Source organism: Desulfobaccales bacterium, assembly GCA_041648175.1.
Classification (GTDB): domain Bacteria; phylum Desulfobacterota; class Desulfobaccia; order Desulfobaccales; family 0-14-0-80-60-11; genus 0-14-0-80-60-11.
This window is the reverse complement of the sequence record JBAZPO010000014.1, coordinates 39,134-58,061: the sequence shown is the minus strand read 5'-3', so window position 1 is coordinate 58,061 and position 18,928 is coordinate 39,134. Positions and strand designations below refer to the sequence as shown.

Sequence of the window (18,928 nt, the reverse complement as noted above, 5' to 3'; positions counted from 1 at the left end):
TTGAGACATGACGGAGCCCCAGTCCCATCAGGCCTTCATGGAAGAGATCGGCCGCCTCGAGGATATGGCCCAAGAGTGGATCAGTCTCTTCCCCCAGGCCGCGGCCCAGGGCCAGCACTGGCAAAAAGTGCTGTCCCAGGTGAAGGCCCACGCCGCGGAGGACACCTGCCGTCTGGCGGTGGTAGGGGCGGTGAAGTCCGGCAAGAGCACCATGATCAACAGCCTGTTGGGGCAGGACCTCTTAAAGCGGGGCGCCGGCATCCTCACCGCCATGATCACCCGGGTCCAGCCCGGGCCGGAGGCGGGCGCAGTGCTCCAATTCAAGGCGTGGGACGAAATCAACGGTGAAATCCGCCGGGCCCTGGGGCTTCTGCCCAATCCCCGCCTGGTGGAGCGGGCTGAGCCCCTGAATCTGCAGGAGGCTTTGGATCGCGAACTCCTGGCCCAGGTCCTGGCCGAGGCCCAGGAAGCCGAACTCTGGACCGGGGGCAGCCTGGACCAGAACTATCTGCTGTTGAAATCCTATCTGGAAGGCTACGATCTCCTCAAAGACCTCATGCCCGCAACCGGCGTGCTGCCTCTGACCGGCCCGGACCTGGCCCGCCACCGGGAGCTGGTCACCCGGGAGGCCACCGCGGTGTACCTTAAAGACGTGCTCCTCACCATACCCTTCCCGTGGCCGGCGCACGGGGTGGAACTGGGCGACTGCCAGGGGAGCGACTCGCCGTTCCCCCAGCATCTGGCCCAGGTCTTGGCCTATCTCATCAAGAGCGATCTGGTCCTTTATGTGGTGAGCTCCCGGGTGGGGCTGCGCCAGGCGGACTTTCAGTTTCTGGCCGAGCTGAAAAGAATGGGGCTGATTCCCCATATCCTGGCCCTGCTTAACCTGGATTTGGGAGAGCACACCTCCTCCGGAGAGGTGGTGAAGATCCGGGACCGGGTCGTACAAGAGTTGTCCTCTTGGCAGCCGGACCCCCGGGTCTATGCCTTTTCCGCCCTGAAACTCCTCCTGGATCGCCGGCAGGCCCGGGGTGAAACCCTTGATCCCCGGGAAGCTGCGGTATTAAAGGTTTGGGCCACGGACCCGGACTCCACCGCGTTCTCAGATGGAGAGGCGGTCCGATTCGACCAAGATCTGAAAACCGCCCTGTCGGATTTGCGGACCCGGCGGTTGGCCGGGGGTAGTCTGGCTCAGGTGAAGATGGTGGCCAGGGGCTTAAGGGAGCAGTTGGAACTCACCCAGGATCTTATGACTCGGGGCATGGACGCCATTAAGGAGTTGGAAACCCGTCTGGAGGCCCGGCGTCAGCCGCTTACGGCCACCATGGCCACCTTAAGCCAGACCATGGAGGGCGCCGGTAACCGGTTGAAGAAGGCCCTGCGCTCCCGGGTGGACAGCCTGATGGATCGGCATTCCGGCCAGGTGGGGAAAGACCTGGACGAATTCATCCGAAATTTTAAGCCCGATTGGGACCAGATCGCCTCGCCGTCCGGCACACCGGTCTTCCGCACCGTCCTTTATCAGCTCTTTCAAGACTTTGCCAAGGCGTTGGCCCACCATATCACCGGTGAAGTCAACATCGCGCTGGTGGAATTCATTCGGGAGCAAGAAGAGTGGCTGCGCCAGGAGTTGATGCACTCGTGGCAGCCCCTGTTTTTGGCCCTCCAGGAAGCCTTGGCTCTCTATTATCGGGAGATTGCCGAACTGGGGCTGCCGGCTGCGGCCCCGGCCCTGGAAGCGACGGCCATCCCCCGGCCCCCGGGTCTGGAAGTGCCTCTGCTGAACCTGGAAGTGGTTCCCGATTGGCGGTTTGCCCGGGAAGTGTGGCTGCGCTCCGGCATGGGGTTTTTGGGCCGGACTTGGGATAACCTCAAGCGCCGCCTGGGGTTAAAGGGAGAGACCGACCCGCGCCGGCAACTGCTCCGGGACCTGGAGCGGGCCCTGGCGGCCCTGAAGGAATGGCTCGCCGAGGAAGTGCGGGTGCAGCTCCTCAATTACCGGGAGGGCCTGAAATTTCAGTACTTCTTCCCTCTTGTGGATCAGTGGCTACGGCTTCAGGAAGCCAGCCTGGATGATACTCTGGGATCGCTCTTGGGCAGCCTTAAGGCCGCGGCGGAAACCATGCACCTGGCGGAAGAAGAGCGGGCGGCCCGTCGCCAGCGCCTGTCCGAATTAATTCCCCTGGCCCACCGCATCGAGGCGCGGCTATCGGAAAAAACCAGCCCGAAATAGAGGCGCAACTGCCGATCAAATCCCGATTAAATAGTTTTTTATTCCAGTTCGCGTGCAAATGGTGGCACGGGCTTCTCGCCTGTGCAAGCGTGGGCCAGAGCCTACGCCCATCAAAATTTGCCCTTTGAACCCAACTCGGTATTGCCCTGCACGCGCCCCCCATGGGAGAGGCGCTGTTAGCTCAGGGTTGACCAAAACTCACATGGCGCTGGGTGGTTCGGCAGTTTCGGTTGGGGCTTTTTCTTCCTTCGGAGGCGCCTTTTTGCGGGCTGGAGCCCGGTGGCGTCGGGGCGACTTGGGAGTACTCGAAGTCACCGAGGACAGATAACGGGGCGGTACCCAACCGACCGTGCTGCTTTGCAGGTCCCGCACCTGGGCCCAGCCGCTTGCACTAACTCCCAACATTTCCACCTGGTCATTGAAATGCAGCGTAGTGAGGACATTGGCGCTAGGGGTGGGTTGTTGCCTCAGGGGCAGACTGCTGGTATTGACATAGGAAAGAGGTGTGGGCTTGGCTTGCAAATCAGGACTGTAACTGAGCAGGTCACTGGGTATCCACCCTATTCCGGTCCGGTCCACCAGGCGCACCCTGGACCAGCCCGTGCTCGTCCGTTCCAGGATCTCAACCTTATCGCCCTTATAAGCCGTGAGGAGCACATCGCACTCTTGGCCGGCGCATTCCCGTAATGGCGCACTGGTGGGGATGACGTAGAAATAGGCCGAATAAGCCTGAACCAAGTGGCTGGCCAACAATAAAATGAGCAGACTCAACAATACCGGAACCATTAATTTCCGGAGCATCATAATCCTCCTCTTGTGCCCTTGCGGTTTTGCGCTATTCTGAAGTTAAAATAAGGACCTTGGCCAAAATGTCAATCGCCGCTACCCCTTGAGGGTTAATACTGAGTTGGGCTCATAAAGCTAATTTCAAAGAAGCTAGGCGCCGGATGGCTTTTTCCTTGTGCTCCATCGGCAAATCGATTAGAACCGGAACCAGGTGGTGAGGCCAAATGACCGATAAACTTCCCTGGCTGGGCCTGAAGAGCATCCCGGGAGTAGGGCTGGTGCTGGCGCAGCGTCTGATCCAGCGCTTCGGCAGTCCGGCTGCGGTCTTTCAGGCCCGGATTCAAGATATGGTGGCTCTGAAAGGGATCAGTCCGGCCATTGCTCAGGCCATCCGCGGGTTTAGGGATTGGGATAAATTGGAAGGGCAGTTGGTGCGCCTGAAGTCTGCCGGGGTCGAGATGGTCACCCAGGAAGACCCCCGCTTTCCCGTGCGGCTTAAGGAGATCACGTATCCGCCGCTCTATCTCTTTATCAAGGGGACGCTGACCGCGGAAGATGGGCAGGCGGTGGCCATAGTGGGGACTCGGGGCGCTTCCTATTACGGGCTCAAGGCTTGCCGGCGCCTGGCGGGAGCCCTGGCAGCCCGGGGTGTGACGGTGGTGAGCGGCCTGGCTCGGGGCATCGACACCGCAGCCCACCAAGGGGCTCTGGAAATGAACGGCCGGACCCTCGCGGTGCTGGGCTGCGGCCTGGATGTCGTCTACCCGCCGGAAAACCGCAAGCTCTATCAAGAGATCCCGGAGCATGGGGCTTTGGTGAGTGAGTTTCCCTTGGGCACGCCGCCGGACGCCAAGAATTTCCCGATCCGCAACCGCATCATCAGCGGCCTGGCCCTGGGGGTGGTGGTGATCGAGGCCGGAGTGACCAGTGGCACCGCCATCACGGTGCGCTGCGCCCTGGACCAGAACCGGGAAATCTTTGCGGTCCCCGGGCCCATCGACTCCCCCACCAGCCTGGGGCCGCACCGCCTTATCCAGGAAGGCGCCAAGCTGGTCCAGGATGTGGAGGATATCCTCCAGGAACTGCCCGGCTTGAAAAAGGCTCCCGGCCCCCTGTTTGCTCCAACTGCCCCCGTAAGTCGGGTGGCGGAAGCCGCGGCCCCTCCCCGAACTTTTCCGGAGGACCCTGTGTTGAAGCTGCTGGGCTCGGAGCCGAAACAATTAGAGGAATTGGTTAATACCTCCCACCTCCCCATCAAGGACATCCTGACCCGCCTCACGCTTCTCGAACTCCAGGGCCTGGTGAAGGAGTTGCCGGGAAAGTGTTATGTGCTGGGAACATAAATCAGCTTTTTCCTCAGGCCGTAGCGCAAAGAAACTCCCCGGTCAGATTTAAGGAAACAGCCCGGCGCGCCCCTCCCCAGGAGCATTTTTTTTCGATTCAATCATAAGGCATGTCCTCGGCTTCACCGGCTGTGGGACTGGATTTTTCCACGGCCATTATTATCTTCTCTGTTATGACGATGAGCAGTCCTGTCTCTAATTTTTAGAACCTATTTCAAAACCTGTCTCAAGAATTAGGTTTCTTTCTCAGAGAGGAAAAACTTGCTCGCTTGGGTTTAAGTCCCCCTTTGAAAAAGGGGGATTTAGGGGGATTTCAAGACGTTATATAAATCCCCCTGCCCCCCTTTTCCAAAGGGGGGAGATTATTTCCTTTCAAGTCATTGTAAAGTGAACCCAAAATTGGTTTTGAAATGACTTTTAATAATGCCTGCTCGAAAAGCCTGTCATCTTCCTCATCAATGTTGGATGCCTCGCAGTCCAGAGTTTATGCTGTCTCCATGCCTTGCCGGGATAAAAGTGAATCACAGCCTTCCAACCTGAGAAAAATGGGCCTGCTCCAGCCGTCCCACCCGTGCCGTGTCCCGGCACAAGATTACTGGCTCACCAATAATCCCTTGATATTACTGGCTAAGATTTGCATGAGCCGCATATTTACCTCGGGACAGGGACGGCACACCCTTGGCACCGCATCGACCGGGACGCACTTGCACGCGGGTTTAGACCGGCTATATGGCGAGGGAACCTTGGCAATGTCCCGGCACATGTGCCGGGTTTGCCCCCAAAAACGGCCCGCGCCCGGCCGTTTTCGGCGATTTTTAGGGCAGTTTAGGGTGATTTTTAAGCCATGAACACACCGTTTTTACCTTTTTTATCTTTCATCCTGAACGAAGTGCACGATCTCAACTTGTTAAAAATATGAGCTTCTTCGCCACGTTCAGGATGACCATGCTTATCGAAGGCAGGTTTTGAAATGCCTGGTCAGCCAAGTCATACTTTCCTTTTATCCCCTCTCCTTTCTGAGGAGGGAGCGGTTAGGTGAGAGGTGAGTAGTAAAAAACTTTGGCAAGCGTTATAGGAGAATTTCCATGCCTATATCGGGAAGGATCAACGCGGCGGAATCCGGCGCCTTTGTCCAACTCCTAAAGATCGAACCCACCGGCTCCGGGCCTTTGGACGGCCTTAACTTTGGGGTAAGGACCTTTTTGATCTCGGTGGTTACGTTACCGGCGGCGGTAATCCGGACTGGGCCAAAACCCACTCCCCCGCCGCGGTGAACGCGGTAGGCGTGGACCAGTTATTGGCTGGGGGAGCGACCTGTATCGGCAAGACGGTGAGCGATGAATTGGCTTTTAGTCTGGACGGGGAGAATTTTTTCTACGGCACACCCCTGAACCCCCGGGCGCCGGACCGGGTGCCGGGAGGCTCCTCCAGCGGCTCGGCTTCGGCGGTGGCTTGCGGCCTGGCGGATTTCGCTCTGGGCACCGATACCGGCGGGTCGGTGCGGGTTCCGGCCAATAATTGCGGGCTTTGCGGCTTGCGCCCCTCCCACGGCCTGATTTCCGTGGCCGGCGTGCTGCCCTTTGCCCCCACCTTTGACACGGTAGGAATTTTGGCGTCCAGCGTCAATATTTTGACGCGAGTGGCTGCGTCTTTGCTGTCATTTCAGAGCGCGGCTCCGGCCCAGTTGGGGACCATCCATGTGCTCCGGGAATCCCTGCAACTCTGCGATCTCGAAGTGCGGCAGGCTCTGGCGGAACCTTTCTGGATATTGCGGGAGTTATTTAGAGATAAGGTGAAAGAGACTTCTCTTCGGGAAATCGATGGAGAGCCCCGGGACTCAGGACTGACTGCCTGGTTTGACACCTTCTGCACCATTCAGTGGGCCGAGATCTGGAGTTCCCTGGGGGACTGGGTGGAAGCGGTGCAACCGGCCTTTGGACCCCGCACCAAAAATAATTTCGAGCTGGCCCGTAGCCTGGACCGGCGAAAAATCGGACCCGCCAGCCGCCGCCGGGAGGACTACTGCCGCCGCCTCGACGCCTTCCTGGAGCCCCATGACCTCCTGTGCCTGCCGACCACCCCGGCCCTGGCCCCCGAAAAAGGGACCCTGGGAGAAGAAGCCCGAAGCTCTCAATCGCAACTTGCCTACTATCCCCGCACCCTATCCCTGACGTCCATTGCCGGGATCGGACGTCTGCCCCAGGTGACGCTGCCCCTGGGAAACGTCGGGGGTGTGCCTGTGGGCCTGTCGCTTCTGGCCGGCCATGGCCGGGACGCTTTCTTGCTGGAGGTGGCCAGACAGGTGGCCGGCGCCGGGGCCTGATGTCTAATAAGGAAATGCGTTCACACAGGTAATTTGGTAGCCGCAGGCTTTGGCGTGAAAATCCAAATCCCCCTAAATCCCCCTTTTTCAAAGGGGGACTTTATAAGTAAATCCTTATAGTTCCCCCTTTTGCCAAAGGGGGGACTTTAAACCCCCTTTTAAAAGGGGACAGAGGGGTTATTCCCTGAGAGTGAGACACTTTCGGTTCATGATTGTTAAGCTTGCGATTGCTCTTTAAAATTACCTTTATGAGCCACTTTGTATTAGGTGCATTGGTGCCGCAAGCCTGTGTCGCCGGAGATGGGCACCGATGGAGGGCGGACACGCAGGTCCGCCCCTACGGGAGGTGCCCAAGCAGAGCTTGGGCGAAAAGTGGCGTTCCCAAGTGCAACTTGGGAACGAGGGGCGGAAAAAAATTTTTGGCAAACGCTATATCCACCCCTCACCCAAGCCCTCTTCCACAAGGGGAGAGGGGAATTATAAGGAAAGAACTTTTGGCAATCGCTATAAATGGTGGCACAGGCGTCTCGCCTGTGCAGGTGCAGGTTAAGGCCTGCTGCTTCCAAAAATAACCATTTGGTTGCAACCCGGTATAAAGGGCGGGTACGATAAGGTTATTCTCTGTAGGGCCTTGCAGGCTGGGTTTCTAAGACCTTGCCCGACCTTTCGGAAAACGTTTCGTCAATCCCGAATAATACTCGTGGGGCCGCGCGATCATTGTTTCTCTCAGGGCTTCTCCTGGTGTATGATGAGAACGGTTTTAGCCAATACTTATACTCATTGCCAAAAGAGCTGGACATTATAGCGTTTGCCATAAATTTATGCCGCTGGCTGATTTATAAATCCCCCTAAATCCCCCTTTTTCAAAGGGGGACTTCGATTCGCACAGGCGAGACGCCTGTGCCACCGAGGAATTTATAAACGCCCAGATAAGATATCGACCTTAATGAGACTTTTGCAAGGGGCTCAAAAGTTTTTTCTTATTGACCCCTCACCCTACCCTCTCCCACAAGGGGAGAGGAGAATTAGAGGAAAAAACTTTTGGCAAGCGCTATATATTCATTGGCAAAAGAGCTGGACATTATGGAGGCGCAGGTTTTAGCCTCTAGAACACAGGCTGGAAAGCCTGTGCTACCGGCGAATTTAAAAGGATATCGTCAAACCCTGGTGCAGGGATTTCGAAAGGAGGATGGTGATGGCAGGTGAACCCCGGCAGAACGTCATCGAGGCACTACTTGGCAACGAAACTACTTTGCAGGCCGGACGCCGGTTCTACCAACCCCACCTGTGCCCAAACCTGGCCGCGGGGACCGGTCAGACCCGCCCCATGGACGGCGTTGACCTGGAAGTGCTGAAGGTGGCCCAGGAACAGTTGCCCTTTGTGAGCAAAAATAAGCTGGTGGAAGTCGTTCCGGATGGCCCGCCTCGCCAGGCAACGCCCCGGCGTATCGGGGTCGTGCTCTCCGGGGGTCCGGCCCCGGGAGGCCACAATGTCATCGCGGGGTTGTACCATGCGGCCAAGCGGGCCCATCCCGACAGCACGGTGATCGGTTTCCTGGCCGGTCCCAAAGGCGTCATCACCGATAAACACGTGGAAATCACCGATGGCATGGTTTCCGAGTATCTGAACTCCGGCGGCTTTCATATGTTGGGCACCGGCCGGGATAAGATCGATAATCCGGACAAAATGAAGCAGTGCCGGGAAACCTGCGCCACCTTGAAGCTGTCCGGCCTGGTGGTGGTGGGGGGCGACGATTCCAACACCAACGCTGCGTTTCTTGCGGAAAACCTCCGGGGCATCAACACGCAGGTCATCGGCATCCCCAAAACCATCGACGGCGACCTCCAGGTGCCGGGGCTGCTCCAGATCCCCTTTGGATTTCACTCCGCCTGTATGGCCTTTGCCACTGAGGTGGGCAATCTCAACTCCGATTGCAAGTCCGATCTGAAGTATTGGCATTTCAACCGCCTGATGGGGCGCAGCGCCTCCCATATCGCCTTGGAAGTGGCCTTCCAAACCCACCCGAATGTGATTCTCATCGGCGAGGAGATCGAAGAAAAGGAACTTACCATCCACAACGTGGTGCGCCTTATCGCTGACGTTATCGTGGACCGGGCCCGGGCAGGCAAGAATTACGGCACTATCCTGGTGCCTGAGGGCATCCTGGAATTCATCCATGAAGTCAACGTCTTGATCATCAAGATCAGCTACATCATCGCGGCCTACAATCGGGAGGCCACGGCAGACGAGTCCTTCCACAAGCTCTCTTATGAAGAACAGGTGCAGCTCATCGACAACAGTGACATCTGGCGCGACTATGACAGCCGCGTCTTTTTGGGCTTTCCGTCCCTGCTCCAGAGGGGCCTGCTGCTGCCCCGGGACAGCCACGGCAACTTCCCGTTTTCCCTGATAAATACCGAACGCATCCTTTTGGAGATGGTAGCCACCTACCTGCGCAAGCAAAAGGCCAAAGGGATTTACAAAGGCACCCTGCGCACCCAGAATCATTATTACGGCTATGACGGCCGGGGCACCTTCCCCACCAAGTTCGACTGCGACTACGGCTATAACCTGGGGTTCGCGGCGTATAGCTTACTCGCCAACGGTGCGACGGGGTACATGGCGGCGATCAAGGATTTGCACAAGCCGGTGGCTTCGTGGCAGCCCATCGGCATCCCCCTGGCTCCCCTCATGCATCTGGAGGAGCGCAAAGGGCGCCTCGAATTGGTGATCGCCAAGCAAAAGGTGGACCTGACGGCGCCGGCCTTCAAGTTCCTTGAGCAAGAACGCCAGAAGTGGGCCGATGAGGACCATTACCGCTTCCCCGGCCCCATTCAGTTCGAGGGTCCGGCCGCGGATACCAAGCCCATTACGCTGCAATTGAACAGCCTGGGGTAATACTGATTGCGGATCTTTTTAAAGGAATCGAGCTTTGGCACTTGTGGCAATATTTTTGGGTTGGTTCGGACTGATGGCGGGAGCTTTGTTCGCCACCGCGGGCCGCTTAAATCTGCCCATGTTCTGGGCCTATATCGGGGTGATGGCGGTCTTTAGTTCGTTGGGTTATCTGTGGCTCTACCGACACAACCCGGACTTGATTAAAGAACGCCTGCGTCCCGGTCCCGGCGAGCACGACAGGCTTTCCCTGGGCCTAATGTATCTTACCCTGCCCGTGCATTGGGGGATCGCCGGTCTGGATGTGGGGCGCTTGCACTGGTCCGGGCCTATGCCCCTGGCGGTGCAGATTGCCGGTTTGATCGGCTATGCTTTTGGGATGGGGCTGGGCATGTGGTCAATGCTGGTCAACCCTTTCTTTTCATCCGCAGTACGCATCCAGGCGGATCGCGGTCAATACGTGATCACCACGGGTCCCTACCGATTTGTGCGCCACCCCGGATACAGCGGCGGCATCCTGTTTTTGCTGTGCAGCGGCCTGGCATTGGGGTCCTGGTGGTCCATACTGCCGATGCTCTTTGCCTTGGCGGGGTTGATCCGGCGCACGGGGATAGAGGACCGCATGTTACAGACGGAACTGGCGGGCTATACCGACTATGCCCAGAAGGTGCCTTATCGTTTAGTACCTGGTTTGTGGTAGGTCCTGTTCTTTGGCGTCAATGGTATCGAAGCTCAAACATTTGGTCGACAAAAACGTAAGAAAGGGATGTCTGGCGATAGGATTTACTTTTTTGTAAGCGGGCCAGGCCAAGTTCTCCAATCAAGACCTGAAGGGAGATACAATTAGCGGTGGTTCAAGACCTTCAGCTTGCCGCCCGGGCCTTGACCCCGTTGCTCCTTGATCAGCCGTTCCAGACCGAACTGTTTGACGCGGTAGCCGATCTGCCTTAAGGTCAGGCCTAGATCCATGGCGGCCTGGGATTGAATCCAGTGATTGCGCTCCAAGGCGGCCACGATTTCCCGCTTTTCCATCTCCTTGAGACGGGAAAGAAAGGCCTGATCCTCAGGCTCGGCTTTGATTCCCGCCGGGGATAAATAGGCCGGCAGGTCTTTGAGATCGATTTCCGAACCCTCTACCATGATGCACAGGCGTTCTACCAGGTTCTCCATTTCCCGCACATTCCCGGGCCAGCCGTAATTCCATAAGACCTCCAGGGCCTTCTCCGTAAAATAAAAGCGACGGGCGTATTCATCCGAAACCTTATCCAGGAAGTGATCCAACAGAGGCGGGATGTCCTCCCGGCGGTCCCTGAGGGGCGGTACTCGAATGGGAAAAATGCTGAGTAGGTAATAGAGATCTTCCCGGAAGGAACCGGCATTGATCCGCTCGGTCAATTCCTTGGCGGTAGCTGCGATGATCCGGACATCCACTTTTCTGATTCTCGTGCTGCCGAGACGCTCGAATTCGCGTTCCTGGAGAAATCGCAAGAGTTTGGCCTGCAGGGGCAGTGACAGCTCCTCCACTTCATCCAGGAACACGCTGCCGCCGTCGGCTTCTTCCAGGCGTCCGGGTTTGGCCCGGACCGCTGCCGGCGAAGCGCCTTTCTCCAGCCCGAATAACTCCACCTCCAAGAGATTTTCCGGCAGCGAGGCGCAATTAATTTTGAGAAAGGGATACTGGGCCCGGGGGCTCAAGGCGTGAATCGCCTGGGCCATCAGGGTCTTTCCTGTTCCCGACTCCCCCATCAGCAAAACCGAAGCCTTGACCGGAGCCACTTTTTTAATCAGTTTCTGGGCCTCCAGGATGGCCGGACTCTTGCCTACGATAACCAGGTTTTGGCACTTCTCCGAGAGCTCCACCCGGAGGGACAGGTTTTCGTTACGCAGGTTTTCTTCCCGGGCCCGCACCTGCAGGTTGAGGCTGACAAATTGGACGATGAGTGTAGCCACGATGGAAAGAAAACGGATGTCTTCCTCAAAAGAGATATCCTCCCCATAAAGGCGGTCCACACTCAAGACCCCGATGGGGGCGCTATGCAGAATAATAGGCACCCCGATGAAGGAGATTTTGCCTTTGTCGATTTTGCGGGATTTGGTTTTATTGAGGAATAACGGCTCCTTGCTGACATCGGGAACCACGAAAGGCTGGGCGGTGCGAAAGATCAGTCCAGTAACCCCTTCATCCAGGCGATAGACGCCGCGCTGCTTTTCTTCGGGGCTTAAGCCATGGGAGGCACAGATGCGCAGGTGGCCGGTTTCCGGATCTTTCAGGGTGACGGTGCCCCGCTGCATGGCCAGGGAATCGGACAAAATAGCCAACACGGCTTCCATAGCCTGATCGAGATTCAGGGCCTGGCCCATGATCTTACTAATCTCATAGAGAACTTTTAATTCCAGTTCAGTGAGGTTAGTTTCCATATGCCAAATTTAAAGCAAGAAATATGCCTGCGTATATCGGCAGCAGCAGACCTACCGGAGATCAACGAAGGGCCTTGATTTCTTAATCTTCAGGGCGATGAGGGGATTTGGACCTCGTTAATTCTTTCCGTCCAACTATCACATTTTTGTCATAATCGAATTAAAAATAAATACAATCTTGTTGTAGTATTTGAGAATTGCTGGTTGATGGAGGCTGATGGCCAAGCCATGAAGGGAGCCTGGGTTGAGTGAACCTGGCCCACAAATCTTTTTCTCAAAAGATATTGCAGTAACGGGAATACTTCTTAATTTACTATTACCGGTTATTTTCAAATGGATTTAGGCGAGTTAACTTTTAGATGAGGTGTTCATCTTGGAAGCCACTTTTCGCAAAATTCACCGTACCGTGGGGGTCTATCTGGTGGGATTCCTGGCCCTCCAGGCCATTACCGGCCTGTTCATTTCTCTGTGGACCCTGACGGGTTCTCCGGGGGATGGCTTCTGGTTTACGGCCATGGCCCGGATTCACCACGAATGGAACCCCGTAGGCAGCGTCTACCGTATCCTTTTGGGGGCTCTGGCCACGGGCCAGGGACTGGGCGGCTTGGCCATCTACCTGTTGATGCGGTCTCGCCTGAACAAACCCTGAATGGCACGGTTTTGCCGGCAAATACCCTAAAGGAGGACGTGTGATATGGGATTAAAAGAAGCGTATCAAGAGAAAATGGAGGCCCAGATCAGAGAATGGACCGCCAAGCTGCAGGAGTACAAGGCCAAGGCCGATATGGCCAGCGCCGACGCCAAGATCCAGATGTATCAACAGATCGATCACCTGCGCCCCCAGGTGGAAGCCGCCAAGCAGAAGCTCAGTGAAATCAAGGCGGCCAGCGGAGAGAGCTGGGAGGCCCTTAAGGCTGGCTCTGAAAGGACCCTGGAAGAAATGAAAAAGACCTGGGAAGAGATGAAATCAAAGTTTCATTAAGGAGTTATAGGTCAAAAGAAGGGTCGGCAAACGCTGCGCCGGAGGAAGGAAAAGAGCGCTGCCGAGGGGAGGTGCGGCCCGGGCCAAATTTCCCCGTTAACCACCTCCTTGCATGGTTACCCCCAAGCTCCAGTTGGTAGATTGGGCCGAGGGCTCATAGACCTGCTTCATAATAATTAAAACTGCGAGATGTAATGCACCAGCGATTATCGCCTCATGATATTGTTTGGCTGTATTTCGTCGCGATTTTTAACTGGATCGAATGGAGGTTGTTGCTTATGGCCTTTTTTCCGCTTTTCTTCTCCTTTTCCCATTAAAGAGTACAGTTCATCACTCCACCAGGTCTTATTCATCTCCAGGTACCAGCATAAGACCGGACTCCAGGCAAACTGATCGACGATGTTTGCTTCCCAGGCATCTTTTTCGCTGCGCCAGAGATTGGGATATTTTGCTAACTGGGTTGTTTGAGAGTCAAAATAATCCAGCAGGTACTCAGCGGTGGCTTTAACCTTTTCAGCGAGGGGGTCGGAAGTGGTAATGAGCTTGCCATCGTAAAAATATGGCCTTAACTCGGGGGCATTTACAAACATCTGATCTTCTGCCAAGGTCTGATTCGTGACAATACCAAAGACATTGCTCTCTACTGATTGCCAACTATATCTGGTTTGCAGCACGATAGTGCGATTTTGGTATACCAGCAAAATAAGCGTGATGCACACCATAATGAAGGAAGCAACAGAAACGATCAGTTTGATCAATTCGGAAATGTGCATCGGGTCAAATTTCACCGCCTGACTATGACGCTTGCGCAATAAAATGACCATGACGGCGATGCTGAGACCGATGGAGCCGGCAATAATGACCATCATGAGAAAAACATTAAAAAGACTTATGGAAATAGGTTGATTCATCCTTGATCTAACCCCTTAAACAGAATAAGCGATGCCCTTGTGGCACTTTCGATGACGTCAAAAATGCCACCTCGGCATGATGGCTCGATTACGCGGCTTATACTCATGCCAAAAGTTTTTTCTTATTAACCCCTCACCCTACCCTCTCCCACAAGGGGAGAGGAGAATTGGAGGAAACTTTTGGCAAACGCTATAATCTGCCAAATCAACCCTGCCAGCCAGCCTTCAGCAATATCGAAACGTTGAAAACGCGCTTTTTTATTTCCGCTTATATCAGTAAGTTGACGCTAATACCATCATAATTTCATGGCCTGATGACCTGGTGGTGGCTTCACCGTGAGGGCCGCCGGTCTGCAACTAAAACCAATTGTTGCCAGATAAAAATCAGCCCTAATTTTTTGCAGCTTCATTAAAAAATTAATCAAATCGTTCTAATAACCCGATACTATAATTGTTCCAATCGGCTTTAAAAGGAACGAGGTCTATTTGAAAAATCAGTATGGCGTTCGTGGGTGAAGTTTTTTAAAGAGTAAATCGCTCCCTGGTCCACGCGAGGCCGTAAAAGCGACCTTCAAATATATAGTTGATAGTGCTCGTTGGGGTATTACTTGAGGAAATATTAGGATGACAGAAGTCGACAGACCCAGAACCAAACTCACCAAGCGAGCGGGAAAATTAGCAACAATTATCCCGCCGGATTTTGCAAATCCTGTGGCTCCCGATCTCCTTGACGGGAAATACTCCATCCAGGATTTGGTGGATATCGACCGGTTAAGAGAAATCTTTATAAAATTCTCTTTGGTCACCGGTTTTCCTTTTGCCTTAATTGCCCACCCGTCTCAGGATGTCCTCATTGCCACCAGTTGGCAAGATATTTGTACCAATTTCCATCGGGTTGTCCCGGAATCATTTCGACATTGTAAGCACAGCGATGCTTCCCTGACCGAAGAATTAATGGCCTTGCATGAATTAAATGTCCGGAAATGTAACCACGGCCTGATTGATGGGGCCACACCCATCATCATTAAAGGCAAGCATCTGGCTAACCTATTTACTGGACAGGTATTTTTTGAAGAGCCAGACTACGATCAATTTAAGAAGCAGGCGCAAGTTTTTGGCTATGATCAGGATAAGTATCTGGAAGCCTTAAGCAAGGTGCCGGTGGTCAGTGAGGCCCGATTTAAAGAAGTCTTATCCCTGCTGAGCGAACTTGCCGTTATGATCGTCGAGCAAGGGCTCACTAATCTTGAATATAAAAAGACTGCCACCCAACTGGAGGAGGAAATCGCCGAGCGAAAAAAGGTGGGAGGAGCCCTTCTGAAAAGCCGGGAAACTTTAAGAGCCCTCCTGGACGCCACTCCGGAGACAGTGCTGCTCCTGGACCGCGAAGGAGTCATCCTGGCCATCAATGAGGTAGCGGCTCGAAGACTGGGGAAAAAAATTAAGGACACCGTGGGGGTTAATGTATTTGATCTGTTGCCCCCGGAGGTGGCTAAGAAAAGAAGGGAGCAGTTGCATAAAGCCTTACGGACCAAGGAACTGGTTCGTTTTATGGATTGTCATGGCGGGAGATGTTATGAAAACTATTTTCGTCCGATACCCAATGAGGCCGGGGAGATCGAAGAACTGGCCATTTTGGCCCTGGACACCACCGAGCATAAACGGGCCGAAGCAGAACTAAAGTTAAAGGAAAAGCTCTTGGATGGCGCCAGTGATTCCATTTTCTTGCATGATCTGGATGGCCGGTTAATTTACATTAATGAAGCGGCTTATAAGTCCCGGGGCTATGAGAAGGAGGAACTGCTGGCAGGTGATATCGCGCAGCTGACTCCTCAAGAGTTTATGGTGGAACGCGCCCGGCTCGTTGAGGAATTGCTGCAAAAAGGGGAGATCATCTTTGACTCGGCTCACTTTCGCAAAGATCATTCTATTATGCCAGTGGAGATTCATGCCCGTCTCATGGACCTGGACGATCGCAGATTGATCCTCAGTGTGGCACGGGACATGACGGCTCGCCGGCAGGGCGAAGCTGCCCTGCGCGCCAGTGAAGAAAAATTCCGATTATTGATAAGTAATCTGCCGGCGGTGGTCTTTCTGGGAAATGCCGATGGGGCGGTTAATCTTTTTGATGATCAAGTCGAGCAGCTCACTGGTTATACACAGGGAGAGTTCAACTCCCGGAGCCTGAAGTGGGTGGATCTGATCCACGAGGAAGATATATCCCGAGCCAAGGAAAAATTTCTTCTGGCTTTAAAGACAGACAAGTCATATGTCAGGGAGTATCGGATCAAGACCAGGGATGACAAAACCCTCTGGATTCAAGAGCGCAGCCATATTGTCTGTAACCCGGAAGGGAGAATCCTTTATATCAACGGGGTGTTGTTCGACATCTCCGAACGGAAACGCACCGAAGAAAGGATCGATGATTTAAATATTTTGCTCAAAACCATTACGGAGATCAATGAGGATCTGCTCCGCGTCAAGAGTGAGCCTCAGCTTTTTCAAGACACCTGTGATCGTCTGAGCCGGATACCCTATGTCCGATGCGCCTGGATCGGTTTGGTCAGACCGGACAGCTTTGAGGTGACTCCCGTGGCCTGGGCCGGGGTGGAAGAGGGCTATCTTGCCACCATCAAAGTGAGGTGGGATGATTCGGACCCGGGCAGGGGACCCACGGGTGATGCCATCAGAACCGCAAGACCTTTTATCAGGCAATGCATTGCCACGGACCCAGCTCCAAACCCCTGGCGTCAGGAAGCCTTGGACCGGGGTTATCAATCCAGCATATCCCTGCCCTTAATTCACGAAGACGAAGTGATCGGTATTTTGAAAGTGTATTCCGGAGTCCCCGATGCCTTCATGGAGGAAGAAATCAGCTTCTTGAACCAGGTGGCCGGGGACATCGCGGTGGGGATTAGATCTCTACGCCTGGCTCAAGGGCTGGCGGAGAGCCTGAAGCGTTTGCAGGCCATGATGCAACAGACTGTGGAAACTATCGCGGCCATCCTGGAAATGCGCGACCCTTATACCGCCGGCCACCAGAGGGGGGTCACCCGACTGGCCTGCGCCATCGCGGCAGAAATGGGTCTTGATGCGGACCGTATTGCAGGGCTGCACGCGGCTGGTTTCCTTCATGATATCGGTAAAATCGTGGTGCCGGCGGAGATTCTCAATAGGCCCGGCCAACTTAATAAGTATGAATTCAATATCATTAAAACCCATTCTCAGGTAGGGTGCGATATCTTGCGGAATATAGACTTTCCATGGCCCGTAGCTGCGATAGTGCTGCAACACCATGAGCGCTTAGACGGCTCCGGTTATCCGGCGGGTTTGACTGGCTCGGACATCTGCCTGGAGGCTCGCATCCTGGCGCTAGCCGATGTGGTGGAGGCTATGGCTTCTCATCGGCCGTACCGGCCTTCGCTGGGGATAGGGGAGGCCCTGGCAGAAATCACCAGGAATAAGGGCACGTTGTACGACCCTGAGGTAGCGGCGGCATGTATAACGTTGTTCAAAGAGAAAGGTTTTAAGTTCGACTAACACTTTACCTCTTCCCCCGCAGCCCCCAAAAAAGTTAAGAAAATTTCATCTGCCAAATTCCTCTGCCCCAGGAACACAACCCCGTCCCCAGTCACTGCTTAGTTGAAGACCTGCCTGGATGAAGGGAAGGAATTGTTGTAATATTATTCCAACGTCCCTCTTGAATCAATAAATTCTTGAGGGAAACTCGTATAAACTTAGCGGAGAATTCCGATGATCTTCATGGTGAAAAAAATCGTGTCTCAGTTCCTTAATCCGGTTTCCATCGGCCTGGAGATTTTGGTCCTGGGATTATTTTGCCTCTGGGCCACCAGGATGCAGCGCTTGGGGAAGATAGTGGTGACCCTGGGCACTATGTTCCTGCTCCTGCTGAGCTTATCGTTCATGTCTGCAAAACTCTTGACGCCCCTGGAAGGGCGCTTTCCCGCGCTCTTACATCCTGAGAATATGTCCTGGCAGGGGAGTGCTGATGCCGCTTCTCCCAAATGGATTGTAGTACTGGGAGGCGGGCACGTATCTGACCCCCGGCTACCGGTGAATAGCCAAATCAGCCAAGCGGCCCTGGGGCGCGTTGTGGAGGGGGTGCGTCTCTATAAAGCCATCCCGGGAAGCAAGCTGCTGCTCTCCGGCAGGGGAGTTTATGATCCTGTCCCGGAGGCCGACGTGATGGCCCGGATTGCCGTGCTCCTCGGGGTAAAGCTAGAAGATATCACGTTGGAGCGGAACTCCCGGGACACAGAGGAAGAAGCTGTCCTGATCGCCAAAATGGTGGGCGCTCAAAAAATTATTCTGGTCACCTCCGCCGCCCATATGCCGCGGTCCGTGGCCTTGTTTAAAAAGCACGGCCTACAGCCCATCCCGGCCCCGGCCGATTATCTGGTCAAGGAAGCCCAGGGGCATGATGCGAGCAGGTTTTTTCCCAAAGCCGGGCACTTGGGGCAGGTGGAATCCGCCTGGCACGAGTACCTGGGGCTGGCCTGGGCTTGGCTGCGCGGTTCAGTTTAAGGAATCTGGACCGAATTCACTGCCTCGCCCGGATGTGATATTTTCAACCCGCAGGTACCTGGCCGAAAATTTCCTTCTCCCTGCCATAGTTCTACTCCCCTCTAGTAGCGTCCTGCACAATAAGTAGGGATTACTATGCACTAAATACCAGTTAAATCAATTAAATTAAAGTAAAAATAATATACAATAATCTATATAGTATAAATTAGCTACGTTAGGATAAGAAAGCTGTTGATTATGAGGGTATGAGACAAATGTCAATATAGTTCGAAGAAGCTTAATTAATAAGAGAATATAGTATTTATTAAGTTGAATTAAATTGAAAAAAAGTATACCAATAATCCATTGGTGTAAAAGGCTTCCGGACTCCTTCCGCCATCATGATTCAACATGCAACATTCCAGGGAGGGAATATTTATGAAACATCACAGCCGATGGAACGCTAAAGTCCAAGTCCGGCCGGTGTGAACGGGGGTTCTGGCGATGGGTGA

Annotated in this window: 12 protein-coding genes and 1 pseudogene; 10 read left to right on the top strand and 3 right to left on the bottom strand. The window is 54.4% G+C overall.

Going from position 1 to position 18,928, the window contains the following annotated elements; translation table 11 throughout:
• Positions 1-7 precede the first annotated feature (7 nt).
• Complete coding sequence (locus WC600_13225) at positions 8-2,233, top strand: dynamin family protein (GenBank protein MFA4903690.1); 2,226 nt, start codon at positions 8-10, stop codon at positions 2,231-2,233.
• Between the two features lie 198 nt (positions 2,234-2,431).
• Here WC600_13225 and WC600_13220 read toward each other — a convergent pair whose 3' ends face one another.
• The gene (locus WC600_13220; GenBank protein MFA4903689.1) at positions 2,432-3,037 is read right to left on the bottom strand and encodes an SH3 domain-containing protein; all 606 of its coding nucleotides are present in this window, start codon (positions 3,035-3,037) and stop codon (positions 2,432-2,434) included.
• A 206-nt stretch (positions 3,038-3,243) separates the two neighbouring features.
• Here WC600_13220 and dprA point away from each other — a divergent pair, with 206 nt between their 5' ends.
• The 5 genes and pseudogenes from dprA to WC600_13195 all read left to right on the top strand — a co-directional run bounded on the left by dprA (position 3,244) and on the right by WC600_13195 (position 10,281).
• On the top strand, positions 3,244-4,362 hold the full coding sequence (dprA, locus tag WC600_13215) for a DNA-processing protein DprA (protein ID MFA4903688.1): 1,119 nt from the start codon (positions 3,244-3,246) through the stop codon (positions 4,360-4,362).
• A 1,085-nt stretch (positions 4,363-5,447) separates the two neighbouring features.
• The gene (locus WC600_13210; GenBank protein ID MFA4903687.1) at positions 5,448-5,636 is read left to right on the top strand and encodes a hypothetical protein; all 189 of its coding nucleotides are present in this window, start codon (positions 5,448-5,450) and stop codon (positions 5,634-5,636) included.
• Positions 5,615-6,685, top strand: a pseudogene (locus WC600_13205) (amidase family protein). The gene WC600_13210 and the pseudogene WC600_13205 overlap by 22 nt, the downstream one beginning before the upstream one ends.
• A gap of 1,195 nt (positions 6,686-7,880) precedes the next feature.
• Complete coding sequence (locus WC600_13200) at positions 7,881-9,584, top strand: diphosphate--fructose-6-phosphate 1-phosphotransferase (protein MFA4903686.1); 1,704 nt, start codon at positions 7,881-7,883, stop codon at positions 9,582-9,584.
• 43 nt (positions 9,585-9,627) lie between these two features.
• Complete coding sequence (locus WC600_13195; protein ID MFA4903685.1) at positions 9,628-10,281, top strand: isoprenylcysteine carboxylmethyltransferase family protein; 654 nt, start codon at positions 9,628-9,630, stop codon at positions 10,279-10,281.
• 143 nt (positions 10,282-10,424) lie between these two features.
• On the opposite strand, the gene WC600_13190 is transcribed toward WC600_13195, so the two are convergent.
• On the bottom strand, positions 10,425-11,999 hold the full coding sequence (locus tag WC600_13190; protein MFA4903684.1) for a sigma 54-interacting transcriptional regulator: 1,575 nt from the start codon (positions 11,997-11,999) through the stop codon (positions 10,425-10,427).
• Between the two features lie 373 nt (positions 12,000-12,372).
• On the opposite strand from WC600_13190, the gene WC600_13185 reads away from it, so the two are divergent.
• A complete protein-coding gene (locus WC600_13185) occupies positions 12,373-12,648 on the top strand; it encodes a hypothetical protein (GenBank protein ID MFA4903683.1) in 276 nt (91 codons plus the stop codon).
• A 45-nt stretch (positions 12,649-12,693) separates the two neighbouring features.
• The gene (locus WC600_13180; protein MFA4903682.1) at positions 12,694-12,981 is read left to right on the top strand and encodes a hypothetical protein; all 288 of its coding nucleotides are present in this window, start codon (positions 12,694-12,696) and stop codon (positions 12,979-12,981) included.
• 206 nt (positions 12,982-13,187) lie between these two features.
• On the opposite strand, the gene WC600_13175 is transcribed toward WC600_13180, so the two are convergent.
• Positions 13,188-13,892 (bottom strand): hypothetical protein, encoded by a 705-nt coding sequence (locus tag WC600_13175; GenBank protein MFA4903681.1) that lies wholly within the window; start codon positions 13,890-13,892, stop codon positions 13,188-13,190.
• A 624-nt stretch (positions 13,893-14,516) separates the two neighbouring features.
• On the opposite strand from WC600_13175, the gene WC600_13170 reads away from it, so the two are divergent.
• Both WC600_13170 and elyC read left to right on the top strand, forming a co-directional pair.
• The gene (locus WC600_13170; protein ID MFA4903680.1) at positions 14,517-17,432 is read left to right on the top strand and encodes a PocR ligand-binding domain-containing protein; all 2,916 of its coding nucleotides are present in this window, start codon (positions 14,517-14,519) and stop codon (positions 17,430-17,432) included.
• A gap of 213 nt (positions 17,433-17,645) precedes the next feature.
• Entirely contained in the window at positions 17,646-18,437 is a 792-nt protein-coding gene (gene elyC / locus WC600_13165) for an envelope biogenesis factor ElyC (GenBank protein ID MFA4903679.1), read from the top strand.
• The last annotated feature ends 491 nt before the right edge of the window (positions 18,438-18,928 follow it).

Coding starts and splice junctions, on each gene's coding strand:
- WC600_13225 (MFA4903690.1), top strand. CDS start 8: ATGACGGAGCCCCAGTCCCATCAGGCCTTCATGGAAGAGATCGGCCGC.
- WC600_13220 (MFA4903689.1), bottom strand. CDS start 3,037: ATGATGCTCCGGAAATTAATGGTTCCGGTATTGTTGAGTCTGCTCATT.
- dprA (MFA4903688.1), top strand. CDS start 3,244: ATGACCGATAAACTTCCCTGGCTGGGCCTGAAGAGCATCCCGGGAGTA.
- WC600_13210 (MFA4903687.1), top strand. CDS start 5,448: ATGCCTATATCGGGAAGGATCAACGCGGCGGAATCCGGCGCCTTTGTC.
- WC600_13200 (MFA4903686.1), top strand. CDS start 7,881: ATGGCAGGTGAACCCCGGCAGAACGTCATCGAGGCACTACTTGGCAAC.
- WC600_13190 (MFA4903684.1), bottom strand. CDS start 11,999: ATGGAAACTAACCTCACTGAACTGGAATTAAAAGTTCTCTATGAGATT.
- WC600_13180 (MFA4903682.1), top strand. CDS start 12,694: ATGGGATTAAAAGAAGCGTATCAAGAGAAAATGGAGGCCCAGATCAGA.
- WC600_13175 (MFA4903681.1), bottom strand. CDS start 13,892: ATGAATCAACCTATTTCCATAAGTCTTTTTAATGTTTTTCTCATGATG.
- WC600_13170 (MFA4903680.1), top strand. CDS start 14,517: ATGACAGAAGTCGACAGACCCAGAACCAAACTCACCAAGCGAGCGGGA.
- elyC (MFA4903679.1), top strand. CDS start 17,646: ATGATCTTCATGGTGAAAAAAATCGTGTCTCAGTTCCTTAATCCGGTT.